General features: G+C 68.9%; 13 protein-coding genes and 1 pseudogene. 7 read left to right on the plus strand and 7 right to left on the minus strand.

Annotation, left to right across the window (positions count from 1 at the left end; all coding sequences use genetic code 11):
- The first annotated feature begins 130 nt into the window (after positions 1-130).
- The 3 genes from AC0VYB_RS17640 to AC0VYB_RS17650 are packed head-to-tail and all read left to right on the plus strand — an operon-like array spanning position 131 to position 3,039.
- Positions 131-559 carry a hypothetical protein gene (locus AC0VYB_RS17640; protein ID WP_475384896.1) on the plus strand — a complete coding sequence of 143 codons (429 nt, stop codon included), beginning with the start codon at positions 131-133 and terminating at the stop codon, positions 557-559.
- Positions 556-1,353, plus strand: coding sequence for an MFS transporter (locus AC0VYB_RS17645; RefSeq protein WP_475384897.1), 798 nt, complete (start codon positions 556-558; stop codon positions 1,351-1,353). Before AC0VYB_RS17640 ends, AC0VYB_RS17645 begins: the two co-directional genes overlap by 4 nt.
- 45 nt (positions 1,354-1,398) lie before the next feature.
- Positions 1,399-3,039 (plus strand): amidohydrolase, encoded by a 1,641-nt coding sequence (locus AC0VYB_RS17650; RefSeq protein WP_475384898.1) that lies wholly within the window; start codon positions 1,399-1,401, stop codon positions 3,037-3,039.
- Positions 3,040-3,529: 490 nt separating this feature from the next.
- Here AC0VYB_RS17650 and nrfD read toward each other — a convergent pair whose 3' ends face one another.
- The 6 genes and pseudogenes from nrfD to AC0VYB_RS17680 form a co-directional block, all read right to left on the minus strand.
- Complete coding sequence (nrfD, locus tag AC0VYB_RS17655) at positions 3,530-4,909, minus strand: NrfD/PsrC family molybdoenzyme membrane anchor subunit (protein ID WP_475384899.1); 1,380 nt, start codon at positions 4,907-4,909, stop codon at positions 3,530-3,532.
- Positions 4,906-6,012, minus strand: coding sequence for a 4Fe-4S dicluster domain-containing protein (locus AC0VYB_RS17660; protein ID WP_009376796.1), 1,107 nt, complete (start codon positions 6,010-6,012; stop codon positions 4,906-4,908). Before AC0VYB_RS17660 ends, nrfD begins: the two co-directional genes overlap by 4 nt.
- A 506-nt stretch (positions 6,013-6,518) precedes the next feature.
- Positions 6,519-9,683 (minus strand): annotated as a pseudogene (fdnG, locus tag AC0VYB_RS17665) (formate dehydrogenase-N subunit alpha); the annotation flags it as partial.
- Between the two features lie 47 nt (positions 9,684-9,730).
- Positions 9,731-10,468 (minus strand): class I SAM-dependent methyltransferase, encoded by a 738-nt coding sequence (locus tag AC0VYB_RS17670; protein WP_095376528.1) that lies wholly within the window; start codon positions 10,466-10,468, stop codon positions 9,731-9,733.
- Complete coding sequence (locus AC0VYB_RS17675; RefSeq protein ID WP_009376803.1) at positions 10,465-10,881, minus strand: thioredoxin family protein; 417 nt, start codon at positions 10,879-10,881, stop codon at positions 10,465-10,467. Before AC0VYB_RS17675 ends, AC0VYB_RS17670 begins: the two co-directional genes overlap by 4 nt.
- 68 nt (positions 10,882-10,949) lie before the next feature.
- The gene (locus tag AC0VYB_RS17680) at positions 10,950-11,699 is read right to left on the minus strand and encodes an ABC transporter permease (RefSeq protein ID WP_222125955.1); all 750 of its coding nucleotides are present in this window, start codon (positions 11,697-11,699) and stop codon (positions 10,950-10,952) included.
- A 300-nt stretch (positions 11,700-11,999) separates the two neighbouring features.
- Here AC0VYB_RS17680 and AC0VYB_RS17685 point away from each other — a divergent pair, with 300 nt between their 5' ends.
- From AC0VYB_RS17685 to AC0VYB_RS17700, 4 genes are all read left to right on the plus strand, one after another.
- Positions 12,000-12,203 (plus strand): cold-shock protein, encoded by a 204-nt coding sequence (locus tag AC0VYB_RS17685; protein ID WP_009376805.1) that lies wholly within the window; start codon positions 12,000-12,002, stop codon positions 12,201-12,203.
- 496 nt (positions 12,204-12,699) lie between these two features.
- Positions 12,700-14,073, plus strand: coding sequence for a putative PEP-binding protein (locus AC0VYB_RS17690; RefSeq protein ID WP_144587766.1), 1,374 nt, complete (start codon positions 12,700-12,702; stop codon positions 14,071-14,073).
- A 209-nt stretch (positions 14,074-14,282) separates the two neighbouring features.
- On the plus strand, positions 14,283-15,062 hold the full coding sequence (locus AC0VYB_RS17695) for a DeoR/GlpR family DNA-binding transcription regulator (protein ID WP_009376807.1): 780 nt from the start codon (positions 14,283-14,285) through the stop codon (positions 15,060-15,062).
- A 51-nt stretch (positions 15,063-15,113) separates the two neighbouring features.
- Positions 15,114-15,782 (plus strand): HAD family hydrolase, encoded by a 669-nt coding sequence (locus tag AC0VYB_RS17700; RefSeq protein ID WP_144587768.1) that lies wholly within the window; start codon positions 15,114-15,116, stop codon positions 15,780-15,782.
- Between the two features lie 16 nt (positions 15,783-15,798).
- Here AC0VYB_RS17700 and AC0VYB_RS17705 read toward each other — a convergent pair whose 3' ends face one another.
- Positions 15,799-16,242 (minus strand): acyl-CoA thioesterase, encoded by a 444-nt coding sequence (locus AC0VYB_RS17705; protein ID WP_223289833.1) that lies wholly within the window; start codon positions 16,240-16,242, stop codon positions 15,799-15,801.
- Positions 16,243-16,310: the final 68 nt, after the last annotated feature.

The raw sequence follows: 16,310 nt of genomic DNA on the forward strand, positions 1-16,310 counted from the left end.
CGAGGTCGGCAGTGGCTGGTCGGCAGTGGCTGGTCGGCGCCGATGGATTGACATCGACGGGTGTGGCATGCACCATACTAGTTAACCGAAAACATTTCGGTTAACTGAGTTTCTGGCAAAGGGGCCGTCCATGACTTCACCGACACCGACCCAGGCGAGCACCGTCGACGATCCGCGCGTGCCGCTGGGACTGCGCAACGGCGCGGCGATCTTCCTCGTCTCGCTCGCCGGTCTGATGATGGCCAATCTCGCCCCGCTCATCATGTCGGTCCTCGAGGACGTCGGCTTCGACGTCATCGCCTCCGGCAACATCCTCACGTGGGCGCTGCTCGCCTCGGCGGTCGTCGGCCTCGCCACCTCGCGGTTCGCCTCCGGCTCCCACCGTCGCACGCTCGCCTCGATCGGGCTCATCGTCGCGATCATCGGCTTCCTCGTCGCCGCCTTCGCAGGCTCCCCGGGCGCGGTGGTCACCGGCTTCATCATCGGCGGGGCGGGGTCGGCACAGCGATCTCGAGCTCGGGCGCGGCGATCGCGGCCGTCCGCAATCCCAACCGGGTGAGCGCGACGAGCGGGGTCGTCAACCGTCTCCTCGTCATGGTCGTCCTCGCCCTCATCCCCGTCATCGGGCTCGCCCAGATCACCGTCTTCGGTGCCCTCGCCCTGCTCGCGGCGATCAGCCTCGCCGTGACCGTGTGGCTGCCCGACACCCCCGACTACTCGACCGCAGACATCGTCGCCGAGGCGCCCGCCGGGTCCCGCACGCCGCGCACGATCATGCTCGCCGGCATCGGCGTCCTCATCGTCTTCCCCGTGTGGGGCACGAGCGAGGACTCCGTATGGACGCTCGCACCCGTCCTCGGCGACGCCGTCGGTCTGAGCGAGCAGAGCCTCGGCTTCGCGCTCAGCGCCGCCGCCGGTGTCGGGGCCGCGGCGATGCTCGTCGTCACCCTCCTCGGCACCCGGATCGGACGGGCTGTGCCGCTCGCCGCTGCCCTCCTCCTCGGCGGGATCACGAAGATCTGGATCGGGATGACCACGGATGCGCTCACCCTCGCCGTCCTCATCGTCGTCGTCAACACGATCTACGCGTTCGCGTTCGTCCTCTTCATCGCCACCGCCGCCGGCCTCGACGCGCGCGGCAGCTGGTCGGGCCCCCTCATCGGCGCCTACATCGTCGGGTCGAGCTTCGCCCCGATCATCGGCGCGTGGGTGATCGAGTCCGTCGGCATCGCGAACTTCGGCCTCATCATGGGCATCGTCAGCTTCGTCGTCATCATCCCGACCGTGTGGATCGCCCGCGTCTCGACCCGCGTCGAACGCACGCTCAGCCACCTCGGCGAGGACCCCGCCTGACCGCGCCCGCCGTCCCCGCACCCTGCCCCTCCACGGAAGGACACCATGACCACCGTCTTCACCAACGCCACCGTCTTCACCGGGGATGAGCACTCCCCCCTCGACGAGGCGGTCGCCCTCGACGCCGGCCGTGTCCTCGCCGTCGGGGACCGGGAGTCCGTCGTCGCAGCGGCCGGGCCGGACGCCGAGGTCACCGACCTCGGCGGGGCACTCGTCACCCCCGGCATCGTCGAGGCGCACACGCACCTCGCGATGTTCGGCCAGGCGCTCGACAAGGTCCAACTGCGGGACTGCACGAGCCTCGAGCAGATCCAGGACCGGCTCCGACAGGCACGGAAGGAGCAGCCGGATGCGGAGTACCTCCTCGGCGCCAGCTGGATGTTCGAAGCCGTGCCGGGCGGGGAGCCGACCGCGGCGATGATCGACGAGGCGGTCGCCGACATCCCCGTCGTCCTCGATTCCAACGACGTCCACTCGACGTGGGTGAACACGGCCGCGCTTGAGGCGATGGGCATCGACGCGACGACGCCGGATCCACCCGGCGGCCGGATTGTCCGCGACGGCACGGGGGCGGCGACCGGGTTCTTCCTCGAGAGCGCGGCGATCGAGTACGTCTGGGCCTACCTCGATGAGATCACCACCGACGAGGACCGGGATCGGTTCCTCGACCTCGCGTTCGCGACCTACCTCGAGACCGGGGTGACGGCGGCGACGGATATGGCTCTCGGTGAGACCGAGCTCGCGACGTTCCTCCGCCGGCTCGAGCGCGACGGCCGGCTGCCTTTTCCTGTGAGCGCGCACTGGCTGCTCCGACCGACCGGTGATCCGGAGGCTGACCTTGCCGCCGTCGCCCGCGCCGCCGAGGTGCGCGACCTCGTCGCCGAGCGGTTCGACACGGACTCGTTCCGGATCACCGGGGTGAAGTTCATCCTCGACGGGGTCATCGATGCGTGCACCGCGGCGATGCGCGCACCGTACGCGGACGGGTCGAATGCCGAGCCGATCTGGTCGTTCGAGACCGCCGCACCGGTGGCGGTGGCCGCGGACGCCGCAGGTCTGCAGCTGGCCATGCACGCGATCGGGGATCGGGCGAGCGAGATCGCGCTCGACCTCGTCGAGGAGTGTGTGCGGGTCAACGGCCCGAAGATCCGGACTCCGCGCATCGAACACCTCGAATCGTGCACGGAGGCGACGATCCGGCGCATGGCGGCCCTCGGGGTCACCGCGTCGATGCAGCCGGTCCACTGCGATCCGGCGATCATGGGCAATTGGAAGGCGATGCTCGGCGACGAGCGTGCGGAGACGGGTTTCCCGTGGCAGAGGTTCCGGGAGGCGGGAGTGCCGATCGCACTCGGCACCGACGCTCCGACCGCGCCCCATGAGGCCGCCCACAATCTCTTCATCGCCCTGACCACGCGCTCGGCTCTCGAACCCGGGCCCGCCGAGTACCATCCCGAGCGTGCCTTCACGCCCGCGCAGGCGCTCGACGGGCTGACCCGGGCCGGGGCGCAGGCGGGCGGCTTCACCGACGGCGTCGGCGAGATCGTGCCCGGCGGACGGGCGAATCTCATCGTCGTCAGCGTCGACCCGTTCACCGGCGCCCGCGACGAACTCCTCGACTCCCGTGTGCTGCAGACGATCGTCGACGGCGACGTGCTCTGGCGGGGCCCCGCGGTCGAGGTGTAGGGAGCGCAGAAGCGACGGGCGGGTTGGTCGTACCGCTCCTGGGAGGACGTGGCGCTTCTGGGAGGACGTGGCGCTGGGGGTAGGTCGTGATGCCCAGGGTGCCTCTCGGCGACCCCCGTCAAGCACCCTGTCGGTGCAGCCGCACAAACAACCCGTGCACCGCTCGGATTAGGCGCTCAGGGTTGTTCGTGCGCAGCCACGCGGAGGACGTGGCGTTCCGCCGCGGAACTGCCGCTGAGGGTATGACGTGATGCCCAGGGTGCGTCGCGACGACACTCCCCGCGCATCCAGCGCACGCAGCCGCACAAACAACCCGTGCACCGCTCGGATTAGGCGCTCAGGGTAGTTTGTGCGCAGCCACGCGGAGGATGTGGCGTTCCGCCGCGGGACTGCCGCTAAGGGTATGACGTGCCGCTACAGGTGCGTCGCGACGACACTCCCCGCGCATCCAGCGCACGCAGCCGCACACACTCCCCGAGCACCGCGCTGGTCACGCGGTGGTGATCGAGTCGTCGGTGATGCCGCGGGCGCGGCGCTCGGCGAGGCGGGCGCGCTGGGGTTCGATGACGTGGCGCGGATCCTTCGTCGACTCGATGCCGGCTTCGAGCACACCGAAACGCGTGTACGCCGAGGCGGCTGCCAGTGCCGCACCGCTGACCACGGACAGCGTCCGCAGCAGAGTCCGCGTCTTCCAGCTCCGGCCCGCCTTGTTCGCGGCCACCGTCGCGGCGCCCGAGGCAGCGACGCGACCGGCCGCCCCGCTCGCCGCGGCCTTGACGACTCCCGCGCCCTTGAGAGACGCGACACCCGAGACCAACCCGGAGGCAGCGCCCTTGGCCGCACCCTTCGCGACGCCGAGCGCCTTGTCCCCGGTCCGCGATCCGAGCTTCTTCGCGAACACGCTGGCTCCGACCTCGACGACGGCGGCGCCGATCGCGCCGGCGATGAGCAGCTTCTCGGCCCGGTGGAGTTTGTGACCGGGTTCGCCGTCCTCCATCGGTTCGACCTCGACCGGGTGCATGCGCTTCTTCATCTGCGACATCGCATACATGTCCCCGGCCGACCCCATGAGGGCGAGCAGGCGCGCCGGTTCGGCCTCGCGCACCGGCGAGAGCGCCATCGCCGCACCACCGGCGGCCAGTGATGCCGAGGACACGAAGACATACGGCAGTCCGTTGCGGCCGGCAGCGTTCCAGGTGGGCACCGCGGTGTCGCCGAGGAGCACGGCCGTGTACGCGGCCAGCGGGGTCGCGAAGAGCGCCGACTCGAGGGCCGCAGGCAGCTCGAGGGCGTGGAGCAGCTTCCGGAACGGACCGAGCGGGATGAGCTTCTCCCTCGTCAGCCGGTCGACCTCGATGACGGACGTGATGCCCGCGCCGACGCCGAACCCGGAGAGGATCCACGTGCCGAGGCTCATCGGGGAGCTCACCTTGACCACGCGCATCATATTGATGAACCGCTCGGGACGCCCGAGATCCTTGACGAGCGCGGCACCGCCGACGGCGGTCGCAGTGATCGCGGTCAGCCGGGTCGCCGCCCGCATGCCCGGCCGGTCACTCAGCTGCGAGCCGAGCCCGAGCAGCGTCGACCCCCCGGCGAGCCCGCCGAGGAAGAGGTAGAGCGAGATCTCATGCCCCCATGGCGGCGGTTTGACGATGGGCCGACCGTAGTAGGACGTGAACTCGACGTCCTCGACCATCGGCATCTCGCGTCCGTCGTCGGCGCCGCGGTTCTGCCAGCCGCCGCCGGAGCCGCCCTGACCACCGGAACCGCGGCCAGACCCGGGCCCTCCACGACCGCCTCGGCGACGCTTCTTCCGGCCGCCTTCGGGCTCAGGGGGACGGTAGGAATCGTATTCGGATGTGCTCATGGACGTCGGCTCCCGAGGAAGGACAGACCGGCCGCGGCGATCATGCCGAGCGCGGCGATGCCTGCGGTGGCGAACATCGCGGGCAGGTCCTTCGTCGCGACCCTGGGGTCCGGCGGCAGGCCGTAGACCTCGGGTTCGTCGAGGAGGAGGAAGACCGATCCGGTGCCGCCCACGCCGTCGTTGGGGTTGGCCCCGTAGAGGCGCGCCTCGGTGAGTCCCTTCGCATGGAGCTCGGCGACGCGGTCGTGCGCCTGGGCGACCATGTCCTCCCGGTCGCCGAACTTGATCGACGTCGTCGGGCAGGTCTGCGCGCACGCCGGGGTCTGACCCTCGACGAGGCGGTCGTAGCAGAGCGTGCACTTGTTCGCCGTGTGCATGTTCGGAATGTCGTCGGTGTCCAGGGGCCGCTCGTTGCCGTTGCGGTCCGTGGGCGGACGGATCGTGCCGTCGTCACGGCGTTCGATGACGCCGAACGGGCAGCCGGCCACGCACGTGCCGCAGCCGTTGCAGACATCGGCCTGGACGACGACGGTGTCGAACTCGGTGCGGAAGAGCGCACCGGTCGGGCAGACGTCGAGGCAGCCGGCGTGCGTACAGTGCTTGCACACATCCGAGGACATCAGCCAGCGGAAGTCCGCGGTGTCCGGCGGCGTCGTGTCGACGCCGTCGAAGTCGACGGGGTCGAGGGCTCCGGGGGCGAGCAGGTCGACGTCGAGCTGCGGCGACGACGGCAGACCTCCGCCTGCCCCGCCCACCGGCTGGGGGCCGGAGGTCTCATCCGTGCGCGGGCGGATCCCGGGCATGCCGAGGTTGACGAGCTTGCGACCCGACTCCCTCGCCGCTTCGATCTGCTCCTTGCCCTGTTCGATGAAGGCGACGTGACGCCACGTGTTGGCACCGAGCTCACCCGTGTTGTCGTACGACATCCCGAGGATCTCGAAGTTGCCGTCCTGCGGGTTGTGATTCCATTCCTTGCACGCGACCTCGCACGCCTTGCAGCCGATGCAGATCGAGGTGTCGGTGAAGAATCCCTTGCGGTGGTGCGTCGAGTCGTGCCAGTGGCCGTCCGCGACGGTGCCGCCATCCAGCGTCGGTGCCGCCATCAGTCGTCCTCCTCTTTCTCCTCAGCGCGCTCATCGTCGCGTCTGCGTGCTCGCTTCTCGTACTCCCAGGCGTTCGCCGGCTGCTCGGGATCGACCGGTTCGTACGGTCGGCCCTCGGCGTCGTAGCCGTAGTCCGGGTCCCCGTCGGTCGGGTCGCCGTCGACGGCGAAGTTCGCGTCGACGCGCTTCTTCGGCTGGTCGTCGGTGCTTCCCGACTGAGCCTCGGACCCGCCGACCGCATCGGTGCCTCCCGACGATGTCGGGCGGTCCGAACCGGCCGAGCCCTCGCCCTGACCGTCCACGGCGTCGGACGAGTCCCCGGAGTCCGTGACCTCGCGGTGCCCCTTCGCCGAGGCGCCGCCGGAGTCTCCGCTCTCGTCGGCACCGTACGTGCGACCGGGGGTGACGCCGACCGCGGAGTCGCCTCCGCGCTCGTTGTGTCCGCCGGTCGTCGCCGGGGATCCCGCGGCGGCCGCCTCGTCGACGACCTCCGGCGGCACGGTGACGAGTTCGTTGCCCGATTCGGGGGTCAGCCCCGCCTCACGCTGGAACTTCTCGACGAAGTCGACGAGTTCGGGACCGCGCGGTCGCCTGCCCGCCATTGCGGTGCCCGCGACGTACTTGCCGTTCTGGATGAAGACGTTGGGATCCATCGTCACGCCGAGGAGGTCGTTGGCCGAATCGCCGTCGACCCACGCCCCGTCGCCGCCGACGCCCCAGTGGTAGGGCAGGCCGATCTGGTGGACGGTGCGTCCGCCGATGGTCAGGGGCGTCATCCGCTCGGTGATGAGGACACGGGCCTCGATCGCTCCGCGCGGGGAGACGAGTGTCGCCCACCCGTACGGTTCGAGGCCGAGTTCCTCGGCGAGTTGCGGTGAGACCTCGCAGAACATCTCCGGTTGGAGTTCGGAGAGGTAGGACAGCCACCGTGACATGCCGCCGGCCGTGTGGTGCTCGGTGAGCCGGTAGGTCGTGAACACGTAGGGGTAGACCTCGGAGCCGGGGAAGCCGGCACCGGGCGCGGACAGGTTGTCCTCGCGACGCATGATCTTGCGCAGCGGGTTGTTCTGCTGGGTGTAGAGCGGGTTGCTCGTCCCCGACTCCTGCGGTTCGTAGTGGGTCGGCAGCGGACCGTCGACCATGCCGCTGGGTGCGAAGAGCCAGCCCTTGCCATCGGCCTGCATGATGAACGGGTCGTCGCCGTCGAGTTGGCTGGGCCCGCCGAAGGGGACGTCGGAGTGCGCTGAGGGCTCGCGTTCGAGGGGGAAGTCCGGTTCGTCGGCTCCGACCCAGCGGCCCTTCTCCTCGTCCCACCACACGAGCTTCTTCCGCTCCGACCACGGCTTGCCCTCGGGGTCGGCCGAGGCGCGGTTGTAGAGGATCCGCCGGTTCGCCGGCCACGCCCACGCCCACTCCAGGGCCATCTCGTCCTGTTCGGTGCGCGGTTTGCGCCTGGCGGCCTGATTGACGCCGTCCTTGTAGATGCCCGCGTAGATCCAGCAGCCCCCGGCGGTGGTGCCGTCGTCAGTCATCTCGGTGTAGACGGAGAGAGGCTGCCCGGCCTTCTCGCCGCTGACATGGTAGCCGTTGATCTCCCGGAGGACTGCCTCGGCGTCGACCTCGCCGTCCTCGTCGAGGGGGTAGTCCCACGTGAGGTCGAGGAGCGGCCGGTCGCGCGGATCGTCGGAGTCCTTGAGCTTCTCCCGCACCCGATTGCCGAGTTCGAAGAAGAACTCGAGTTCGCTCTGCGCATCGCCCGGCGGATTGACCGCCTTGTGACGCCACTGGACGAGGCGCTGGGTCTGGGTGAACGTCCCGGCCTTCTCGGTGTGGTTGGCGGCGGGGAGGAAGAACACCTCGGTGTCGATGTCCTCGGTCTTCAGCTCCCCGGTCGCGATCTCCGGGCCGTCCTTCCACCACGTGGCGGATTCGATGAGGCTGAAGTCGCGCACGACCATCCACTTGAGATGGCTCATCGCCATGCGCTGCATGCGCCCGTTCGCCGATCCCACGGCCGGGTTCTGGCCGAGGATGAAGTAGCCGTCGACGCCGTCGTTGAGCATGCGCACCTGGGTCTGGTAGGTCCCGTGGGCGCCGTTGATCCGCGGCAGGTAGTCGAAGGCGAAGTTGTTCTCCGGTGTCGCCACATCGCCCCACCAGGCCTTGAGCAGGTTGACGACGTAGCTGCGTCCGTTGGCCCAGTAGCCCTTGTGGGTCTCCGGGGTGCCGACGGCGGCGACGTAGTCGTCGAACGTGTCATGGACCCCGGCGCTCGGCATCGGCAGGTAGCCGGGCAGGAGGTTGAACAGCGTCGGGATGTCCGTCGAACCCTGGATCGTCGCGTGTCCTCGCAGCGCCATGATGCCGCCGCCCGGGCGGCCCATGTTGCCGAGCAGGAGCTGGAGGATCGAGGCGGTGCGGATGAACTGCGCGCCGAGCGAGTGCTGAGTCCAACCGACGGCGTAGGCGAAGCACGTCGTCCGGTCGCGTCCGGAGTTCGTCGTGATCGACTCGAGCAGATACTCGAAGTCGGCCTCCGAGATGCCGCAGTTGTCGGCGACCATCTCAGGGGTGTAGCGCGAGTAGTGGCGGGCGAGGATCTGGAAGACGCTGCGCGGGTCCTTGAGGTTGGGATCGCGCAGGGCCACGCCCGCCTCGTCGGTCTGGTAGGCCCACGTCGAGTTGTCGTACGAGTTCGTCGCCGGATCGTAGCCGGAGAAGAGCCCGTCGAGGTCCTCGGGATCGAGGTAGTTGTCGCTGATGAGGTTCGTCGCGTTCGTGTACGCGCGGACGTACTCCTCGAAGTAGAGCCCGTCGGAGATGACGCGGTTGATGAGCGCACCGAGGAGGACGATGTCCGAGCCGGCCCGGATCGGGACGTGCTTGTCGGCCACCGCCGTGGTCCGGGTGAAGCGCGGATCGACGTGGATGATCCGTGCACCCCGAGCCTTGGCCTCAGTCACCCACTGGTATCCCACCGGATGGCATTCGGCCATGTTCGAGCCCTGGATGACGATGCAGTCGGCATTCGCCATGTCCTGGACGGGCTGAGTGGCGCCGCCGCGCCCGAACGAGGTTCCCAGACTGGGAACCGTGGCGGAGTGTCATATGCGGGCCTGGTTCTCGATCTGGATCGCCCCGGCCGCGGTGAAGAGCTTCTTCGCGAAGTAGTTCTCCTCGTTGTCGATGGTCGCCCCGCCGAGGCTGGCGATCCCCATCGTCCGCCGGAGCGGGTGGCCCTTGTCGTCGACATCCTCCCAGTGGTTGCGGCGGGCGTCGATGAAGCGGTCGGCGATCATGTCGATCGCGGTGCTCAGGTCGAGCTTCTGCCAGTCCCTGCCCTTGGGGGCGCGGTAGAGGACCTCGGTCTGTCGGGAGGGGTTGTTGACGAGCTGCTCGCTCGCCGAGCCCTTCGGACACAGGCGTCCGCGGGAGATCGGCGAGTCGGGGTCGCCTTCGATGCCGACGACCTTGTCGTCCTTGACGAAGATCCGCTGACCGCAGCCGACGGCGCAGTAGGGGCAGACCGACTGGACGACCTTGTCGGCCGTCGTCGTCCGCGGCACCGTGTTGCGCGTCTGCGGGGACACGACGGATTCGCCGCGTCCAGTCGGGTCGGACGAACGGAACTGCCGGAGTACCGGCCACTCGAGGAAGCTGAACCGAGCCATGGCGTCATCCTACCCCCGCGACCTCTACGTCGTGTAGTGAAGAATGCCTAAACTTTCCTTGCCACGAGGATGCCGTCGTCGAGGTCGACTGAGGAGCCGTCCGGAGCGGTCACCGCACGAGTGCGGATCTCGCCGAGGTCGAGCTCCCAGTCCCCGGTTCCGCTCGCCTTGAGCAGGGCGAAGTCCTCCTCCGGACCGCGGAAGTCGTTCTCGTCGTGGGCGTCGTGACCAGCATGGGCGTCGTGGTCGGCATCGTGGTCATGCGACCCGTCGTCACCGCCGGAGTGGCCGGCGGCCCACGGCGGGATCCCGGCATGGGAGATGAGGATGAGGTGTCCGCCGGGGGCGACGAATTCGCCGAGGCGGGAGAGGAGCTCCTCGCGCGTGTCGGGAATCCGGGTGTGGAGGAAGCATCCGGTGACGAGGTCGAAGCCGCCTCGGCGAGGGAATGCTGCCGCTCTCCGGGCGTCGGTCGCTCCGGCCCAGTCGGTGAGGTCCGCGACCGCGAAGTCCGCGCTCGTCCCGGCGGCCGCAGCGGCGGCGCGGGCTCGGTCGATGGCGGTCGCGGACACGTCGATGCCCACCGCCTGCCAGCCTCGGGCGGCGAGCCAGAGGACGTCGGCGCCCTCGCCGCAGCCGACGTCGAGGCTGCGACCGGGCGAGAGGTCGAGCTCGGTGACGACGTCGACGAGGGAGGGGTTCGGCTCGCCCGACCACACCGCCTCGGTGCCGGCGTAGCGCTCCTCCCACTCACCAGCCGACCCCGGATGCGGTCTGCGGCTCACCTCTCCTGACCGGGTTCGGTCGCTCCCTCGTTCGCGCCGTCGGAGCCGGATGCGGCTTCGCGCTGGGCGATCTCTGCGCGGACGGCATCCATGTCGAGGTCCTTGACCCCGGTGATGACCTGCTCGAGCTGCGGGGCGGCGAGCGCTCCGGGCTGGGCGAAGACGACGATGCCGTCACGGAAGGCGACGAGGGTGGGAATCGAGGTGACGGCGAAGAGCCCGGCGAGTTCCTGCTGGGCCTCGGTGTCGATCTTGCCGAAGGCGATGTCGGGATTGGCGTCGGAGGCCTGCTCGAAGACGGGGGCGAACTGGCGGCACGGGGCGCACCAGGCGGCCCAGAAGTCGAGGAGGACGATGGAGTTGTCGTTGATGGTCGTCTCGAAGTTGTCCTGGGTGATCTCGATCGTAGACATCTGGGCAGTCTAAACCCGGATCATGGGCGCTGTCTGCACATGGAGGCATCTGTCCTTTTCAGCAGGGTTCACTGTGCTGGTTCTGCCGGCTTGAGGGCGACCCCGGAGGCGACCTGCGTGGCGACGACGGCGGTGATCGCCCCGGCGAGCATGATCGCTGTGAGGACGACGATCTGGAACTGGGCGGCCTCGAGCGGTGCCGCGCCGGCGAAGAGCGCGCCGACGAACGCTCCGGGCAGGGTGACGAGCCCCGTGTTCTTCGTCTGGTCGAAGTTGGGCAGGAGGGCTTCGCGCACCGCGGTCTGCCGCAGCCGCTTCCCGGCCCGCCGAGGCTGGGCACCGAGGGAGAGCCACGCCTCGACCTCGCCCCAGCCGGTGTGGAGATCGGAGGCGAAGCGGCGCATCGACAGCGTGGCCACGGTCATCGCGTTGCCCGAGACGATGCCGGCGATCGCGATGACCCGTTCGAACCGGAGATCGACGAGTCCGAGGACGAGGACGAGCCCGAGGGTGACAAGGGTGCCGATGACGACGCCGAGGACGGCGCCGAGCGGTCCGCGCGGAAGCCCGCGGGCCCGACGCAGGGAGGTCACCGAGGCAGTCGTGAGCATGAGACCGACGAAGGCGGCGACCGACCACCAGGCGGTGAGCGCCCCGGACAGGAGCAGGGCGACAAGGGCGAGCTGGACGACGGCGCGCACGATCGCCACGACAGGCAGCCATCCGAGCCCCACCTCGGCGAACCGGAGGACGGCCAAGGTGATGACGAGGAGGACGGTGATGCCGCCCAGGAAGGGAAGGACCTCGGTGATCGTCACGAGGACAGTCTAGGATGCCGCGCGACCGTGCACCGGCGGACTCTGCTAGGGTGGGGGCATCGCTTCATTTCCCTCTTCTCCCTTCTCATACGCGTCGTGCATCGACGCCTCCCCCAGATCTCCGTCGGACCTGCGGTTCGTCCGCACGTCCTCCGACGGAAAACTCACACCTCACGGCCCGGCGATGTGCGGCACCCGCCGACCATCGCTCGGGCCCCTGTGTGTGAACAGCCGGATCCGTCTCGGATCCGACCATCAAGACCGCTCCGGCGGTCGCAGTTGAATAAGGATACAAAGAATATGACCACAGGTACCGTGAAATGGTTCAACGCGGAGAAGGGCTACGGATTCATCCAGCCTGACGACGGTTCGGCCGATGTCTTCACGCACTACTCCGCCATCGAATCGACCGGTTACCGCGAGCTCGTCGAGGGACAGAACGTCGAATTCGAGTCCGAGATGGGACAGAAGGGCCTCCAGGCCACGACCGTTCGCCCCCTCTGAGCCCACCAGCCCAGAGACTTCCTCGGGACGGTCGACGCCTCCGCGCTGATCGTCCCGACGCGGATCGGAGCGGCCGGTGACAGCATGTCTGCTGTCACCGGCCGCTTCGCATATGTGCCGAGCACATATGCCGATCCTCTCGATGATCGAAGATGATCGAATTGTCACTCAACCGATCACAGTCCCGATGGCAGCGCACCGACGATTTCCGTCGCCCGCGCCGCTGACGATGAGGCTGATAGCGGAAGCACTTCAACTCTGATCAGGGATTCCACGGTGATCCTGCAGTCTGTTCAGCCTGCGGAATCCGTTGCCCAACGATGCTCACAGCGTGAGACTTTCGATCATTCCGTTGACTTTTTGTGCATTTTTATGCAACTCTGCTCATGTTCTTGGCGGAGTCCTTCGCTGTCGCACGGCAGACCCCGCGCTCGCTGCAGACCGTTGAGGAGTCAACGATGGCCACCCCGCTCTCCACGTCCGGGAGTCCCTCCCAGTGAGCGCCGAGGTGGTCACCGGACTCGGTGTCAGCCCGGGCACGGGCGTCGGCGTCGTGCAGCTCATGGCACCGAGGCTCGGACCCCCGCGCCCGCAGACGCTGACCGAGAACGGAGAGTCGGAGGCGGCCGGCGGTGCCCCCGAGCTCCGTGAGCCCACCGTGCTCATCGCCCGCGATCTCTCCGCCGCGGACGCCGCCGGCCTCAATCCCGATCTCGTCGCAGGGCTCATCACCGAGGCCGGAGGTCCGATGAGCCACACGTCGATCGTCGCCCGGTCTCTGGGCATCCCCGCTGTCGTCGCCGCCGGAGCCACCGCCCTGCGCACCGGCATGCGCGTCCGCGTCGACGGCGGGACCGGCCGGGTCCGCGTCGCGGACGTCACGGAGTCACCCGCCCGCAGCACAGCGGCACCGGCCGCACAACGCAGCGTCGGCGGCACCCGCACCGCCGACGGATACCCTGTCGAACTCCTCGGCAACGTCGGCGACGCAGCCGGAGCGGCCGAGGTGGCCGCGTGCGAGGCCGACGGAATCGGGCTCTTCCGCACCGAACTCGCCTTCCGCACGCGCACCCGGCAACCGAGCATCGAGGTCCAGGCGCGGCTCTACTCCTCTGTGCTCGCCGAGGTCCCGGAGCGCAAGGTCATCCTGCGCACCCTCGACACGGGCACGGATACGACGATGCCCCCGTCACACGGCCTCGGCGAACGCAATCCCGCGCTCGGGGTCCGGGGATATCGGGCGACGACGAATCTGCTCGAGGACCAGCTGCGGGCGATCGCCATCGCCGCCCGCGTGCAGGATGTGGACCCCTGGGTGATGGCGCCGATGATTTCGACCCCTGCCGAAGCCAGGGGTTTCCGCATGATCGCCCGGCGCTACGGCATCTCCCGTGCCGGGGTGATGATCGAGGTGCCCGCGGCAGCGGTGATGGCCGACGCGATCCTCGCCGAATGCGACTTCGTCTCGATCGGGACGAACGACCTCACGCAGTACACCATGGCAGCCGACAGGGAGCTCGGTGCCGTGGCCGAGCTCAACGATCCGTGGCAGCCCGCGGTCCTCCGCCTCGTGCGCACCGTCGCCGTGGCGGGAACCGCGCACGGCAAACCCGTCGGGGTGTGCGGCGAGGCGGCTGCCGACCCGCTCCTCGCATGCGTGCTCGTCGGACTCGGTGTGACCTCGCTGTCGATGTCGCCGCGGGCGCTGCCCGCGGTCGCTGAGGCGATCGGGGAATCCGACCACGGTCAGTGCCAGGCGATGGCCGTCGCCGCGCTCGGCGCCTCCTCGGCGAGCGCGGCGCGGGCAGCCGCCCGGCATGCGCTCGCGACCGCCGACCTGCGCACCCCTGAGCCCACCCACCGAGCCTGAATCGCACCGACTGACGACCACTGCTGCCCACCAGCGAGGGAGACGAGGATGCTGCTGACGAGGACACGCCCGGAGGCGCGGGAGCGGCCACGCTCGCCGAACTCCTCGAGAATCCCCACTCACGGCATTCCGCCTGATCGCGGCGAGAAGCCGAGTGCTACGCTCATGCACAACATTCGGTATGCCATAGGAGCACAGGAGGTCGCGCGATGCGATATGAGCGTCTCAACGCAGTACTCGAGCTCCTCGCTGAGAACGATCACATGAGCGTCAACGAGCTCGCCGACAGGCTTGCGGTCTCGACGGCGACTGTCCGTCGCGATCTCGACCACCTCTCGGCACAGCAGCTGCTCACGCGCACGCGGGGCGGGGCCGTGTCCTCCGGGGTCGCCGACCTTCCGATCAAGTACAAGTCAGCGCAGCGGGCGAATGAGAAGGAGCGGATCGGTTCGCTCAGCGCCTCACTCGTCAAACCGGGCATGACCGTAGGGATGAACGGCGGCACGACCGTGAGCGAGACCGCGCAGGCGCTCGCCCAACGCGCCGATCTCGTCCACCACACCTACGACAGCCGGCTCACCGTCGTCACCAACGCCGTCAACATCGCCAACCTCCTCACGGTGCGCCAGCACATCAAGCTCGTCGTCGCCGGCGGGGTCGCCCGCCCCCAGTCGAACGAGCTCATCGGCCCGATCGCCTACGACGTCATCTCCCAGCTCAACCTCGACCTCGTCTTCCTCGGCGTCGACGGCGTCGCTCTCGGCTATGGGGCGACGACCCACGATGAGGGCGAGGCGAGCATCAACGGAGTCCTCGCCTCCCGCGCGAAGCAGGTCGTCGTCGTCGCCGACAGTTCGAAGATCGGCAAGAGCGCTTTCGTGCGCATCTGCCCGCTCGAGGACATCGATGTCCTCGTCACCGACGAGGACGCCGATCCCGAGGCGGTCGCCGAACTCACCGCCGCCGGGGTCGAGGTCCTCCTCGCCTGACGCGGTAGCGTAGGGAGTCCGGGAACGAATCCACTCCAAGGCGGTGCTCCGATGTCCGATGTCCCCACGACCGTCGTCTTCGACTTGGGCCAGGTCCTCGTCGGCTGGGACCAGACCGGTCCCCTCTCCGATGAGATGAGTCGGGCCGAGTGGGAGGAGTTCGCCGCCGCGGCTGACTTCGCCTCCCTCAACGTCTCCGCCGACAACGGGGCCACCGTCGCCGAGGTGGTCGACCGCGCCGCACGGGTCGATCCCCGCCACGGGGAGATCGTCGCCCGCTACTATGAGCGCTTCGAACACTCGCTCACCGGCCCGATCCCGGGGATGGCCGACATCGTCGCCGAGCTCAAGGACGCCGGCGTCCGGCTGCTCGGGCTCTCGAACTGGTCGGCCGAGACGATCCACCACGCACCCGTCGCAGCCCCGGCGATCAGCGAGCTCGAGGACATCGTCGTCTCCGGTCGGGAGAAGCTCATCAAACCTGATCCGGCGATCTTCGACCTCCTCCTCTCCCGCTTCGGCCTCGACCCGGACCGCACGGTCTTCGTCGACGACCTCGAGGCCAACGTCGAGGCGGCCCGCCGGCTCGGGATCATCGGCATCGTCTTCACCGGCGCCGACGACCTGCGCACCGAACTCGAGTCCCTCGGAGTCCTCGACGCCCCGAGCGGACCGGTCGCCGGCGAGCGCACCGCTCCCGGCGGGTCCCCTCGCCGCTGAGGGGTCCCCTCGACTCTCATCCGTTCTCGGCGGTCATCCGGTCGCGCTTGTACGTGATCGTCGTGTAGCCGTGCGGCATCGGCGTGCCGAACTCGTCGACGCCGACGAAGACGAGCCGGTCGATGCTGAGGATGACCCTGCGGGTGATCATGTTGCGGACCTTCGCCCGCATCGTCAGCGACGTGCGCCCGAAGTGGGTGGCGACCAAGCCCATCTCGATGATGTCGCCTTCGCGGGCAGACGATTCGAACTCGATCTCGGAGATGAGCTTGGTGACGACGCGGTGGTTGCCGAGCTGGACGATCGCATAGATCGCGGCCTCCTCGTCGAGCCAGCGCAGCAGGCTGCCGCCGAAGAGCGAGCCGTTGGCATTGAGGTCCTCGGGCCGCACCCATTTGCGCGTGTAGAAGTTCATCCCGCCGGTCGTCTCGGCCCTGGCCGTGAGAGTCGTCTCGCTCATGCGGCCAGCGTAGCGAGCGGATGTTTCACCGGTTTTTCGACCATGTGTCAGGCAGTGACGCCCGCCGA

It is taken from the genome of Brevibacterium sp. Z349TD_9 (genome assembly GCF_056173565.1).

Bases quoted from the DNA above. Each gene is read 5' to 3' on its own strand.
- AC0VYB_RS17695 (WP_009376807.1), top strand. From the start codon at position 14,283: ATGCGATATGAGCGTCTCAACGCAGTACTCGAGCTCCTCGCTGAGAAC.
- AC0VYB_RS17675 (WP_009376803.1), bottom strand. From the start codon at position 10,881: ATGTCTACGATCGAGATCACCCAGGACAACTTCGAGACGACCATCAAC.
- AC0VYB_RS17650 (WP_475384898.1), top strand. From the start codon at position 1,399: ATGACCACCGTCTTCACCAACGCCACCGTCTTCACCGGGGATGAGCAC.
- AC0VYB_RS17700 (WP_144587768.1), top strand. From the start codon at position 15,114: ATGTCCGATGTCCCCACGACCGTCGTCTTCGACTTGGGCCAGGTCCTC.
- AC0VYB_RS17660 (WP_009376796.1), bottom strand. From the start codon at position 6,012: ATGGCGGCACCGACGCTGGATGGCGGCACCGTCGCGGACGGCCACTGG.
- nrfD (WP_475384899.1), bottom strand. From the start codon at position 4,909: ATGAGCACATCCGAATACGATTCCTACCGTCCCCCTGAGCCCGAAGGC.
- AC0VYB_RS17640 (WP_475384896.1), top strand. From the start codon at position 131: ATGACTTCACCGACACCGACCCAGGCGAGCACCGTCGACGATCCGCGC.
- AC0VYB_RS17705 (WP_223289833.1), bottom strand. From the start codon at position 16,242: ATGAGCGAGACGACTCTCACGGCCAGGGCCGAGACGACCGGCGGGATG.
- AC0VYB_RS17685 (WP_009376805.1), top strand. From the start codon at position 12,000: ATGACCACAGGTACCGTGAAATGGTTCAACGCGGAGAAGGGCTACGGA.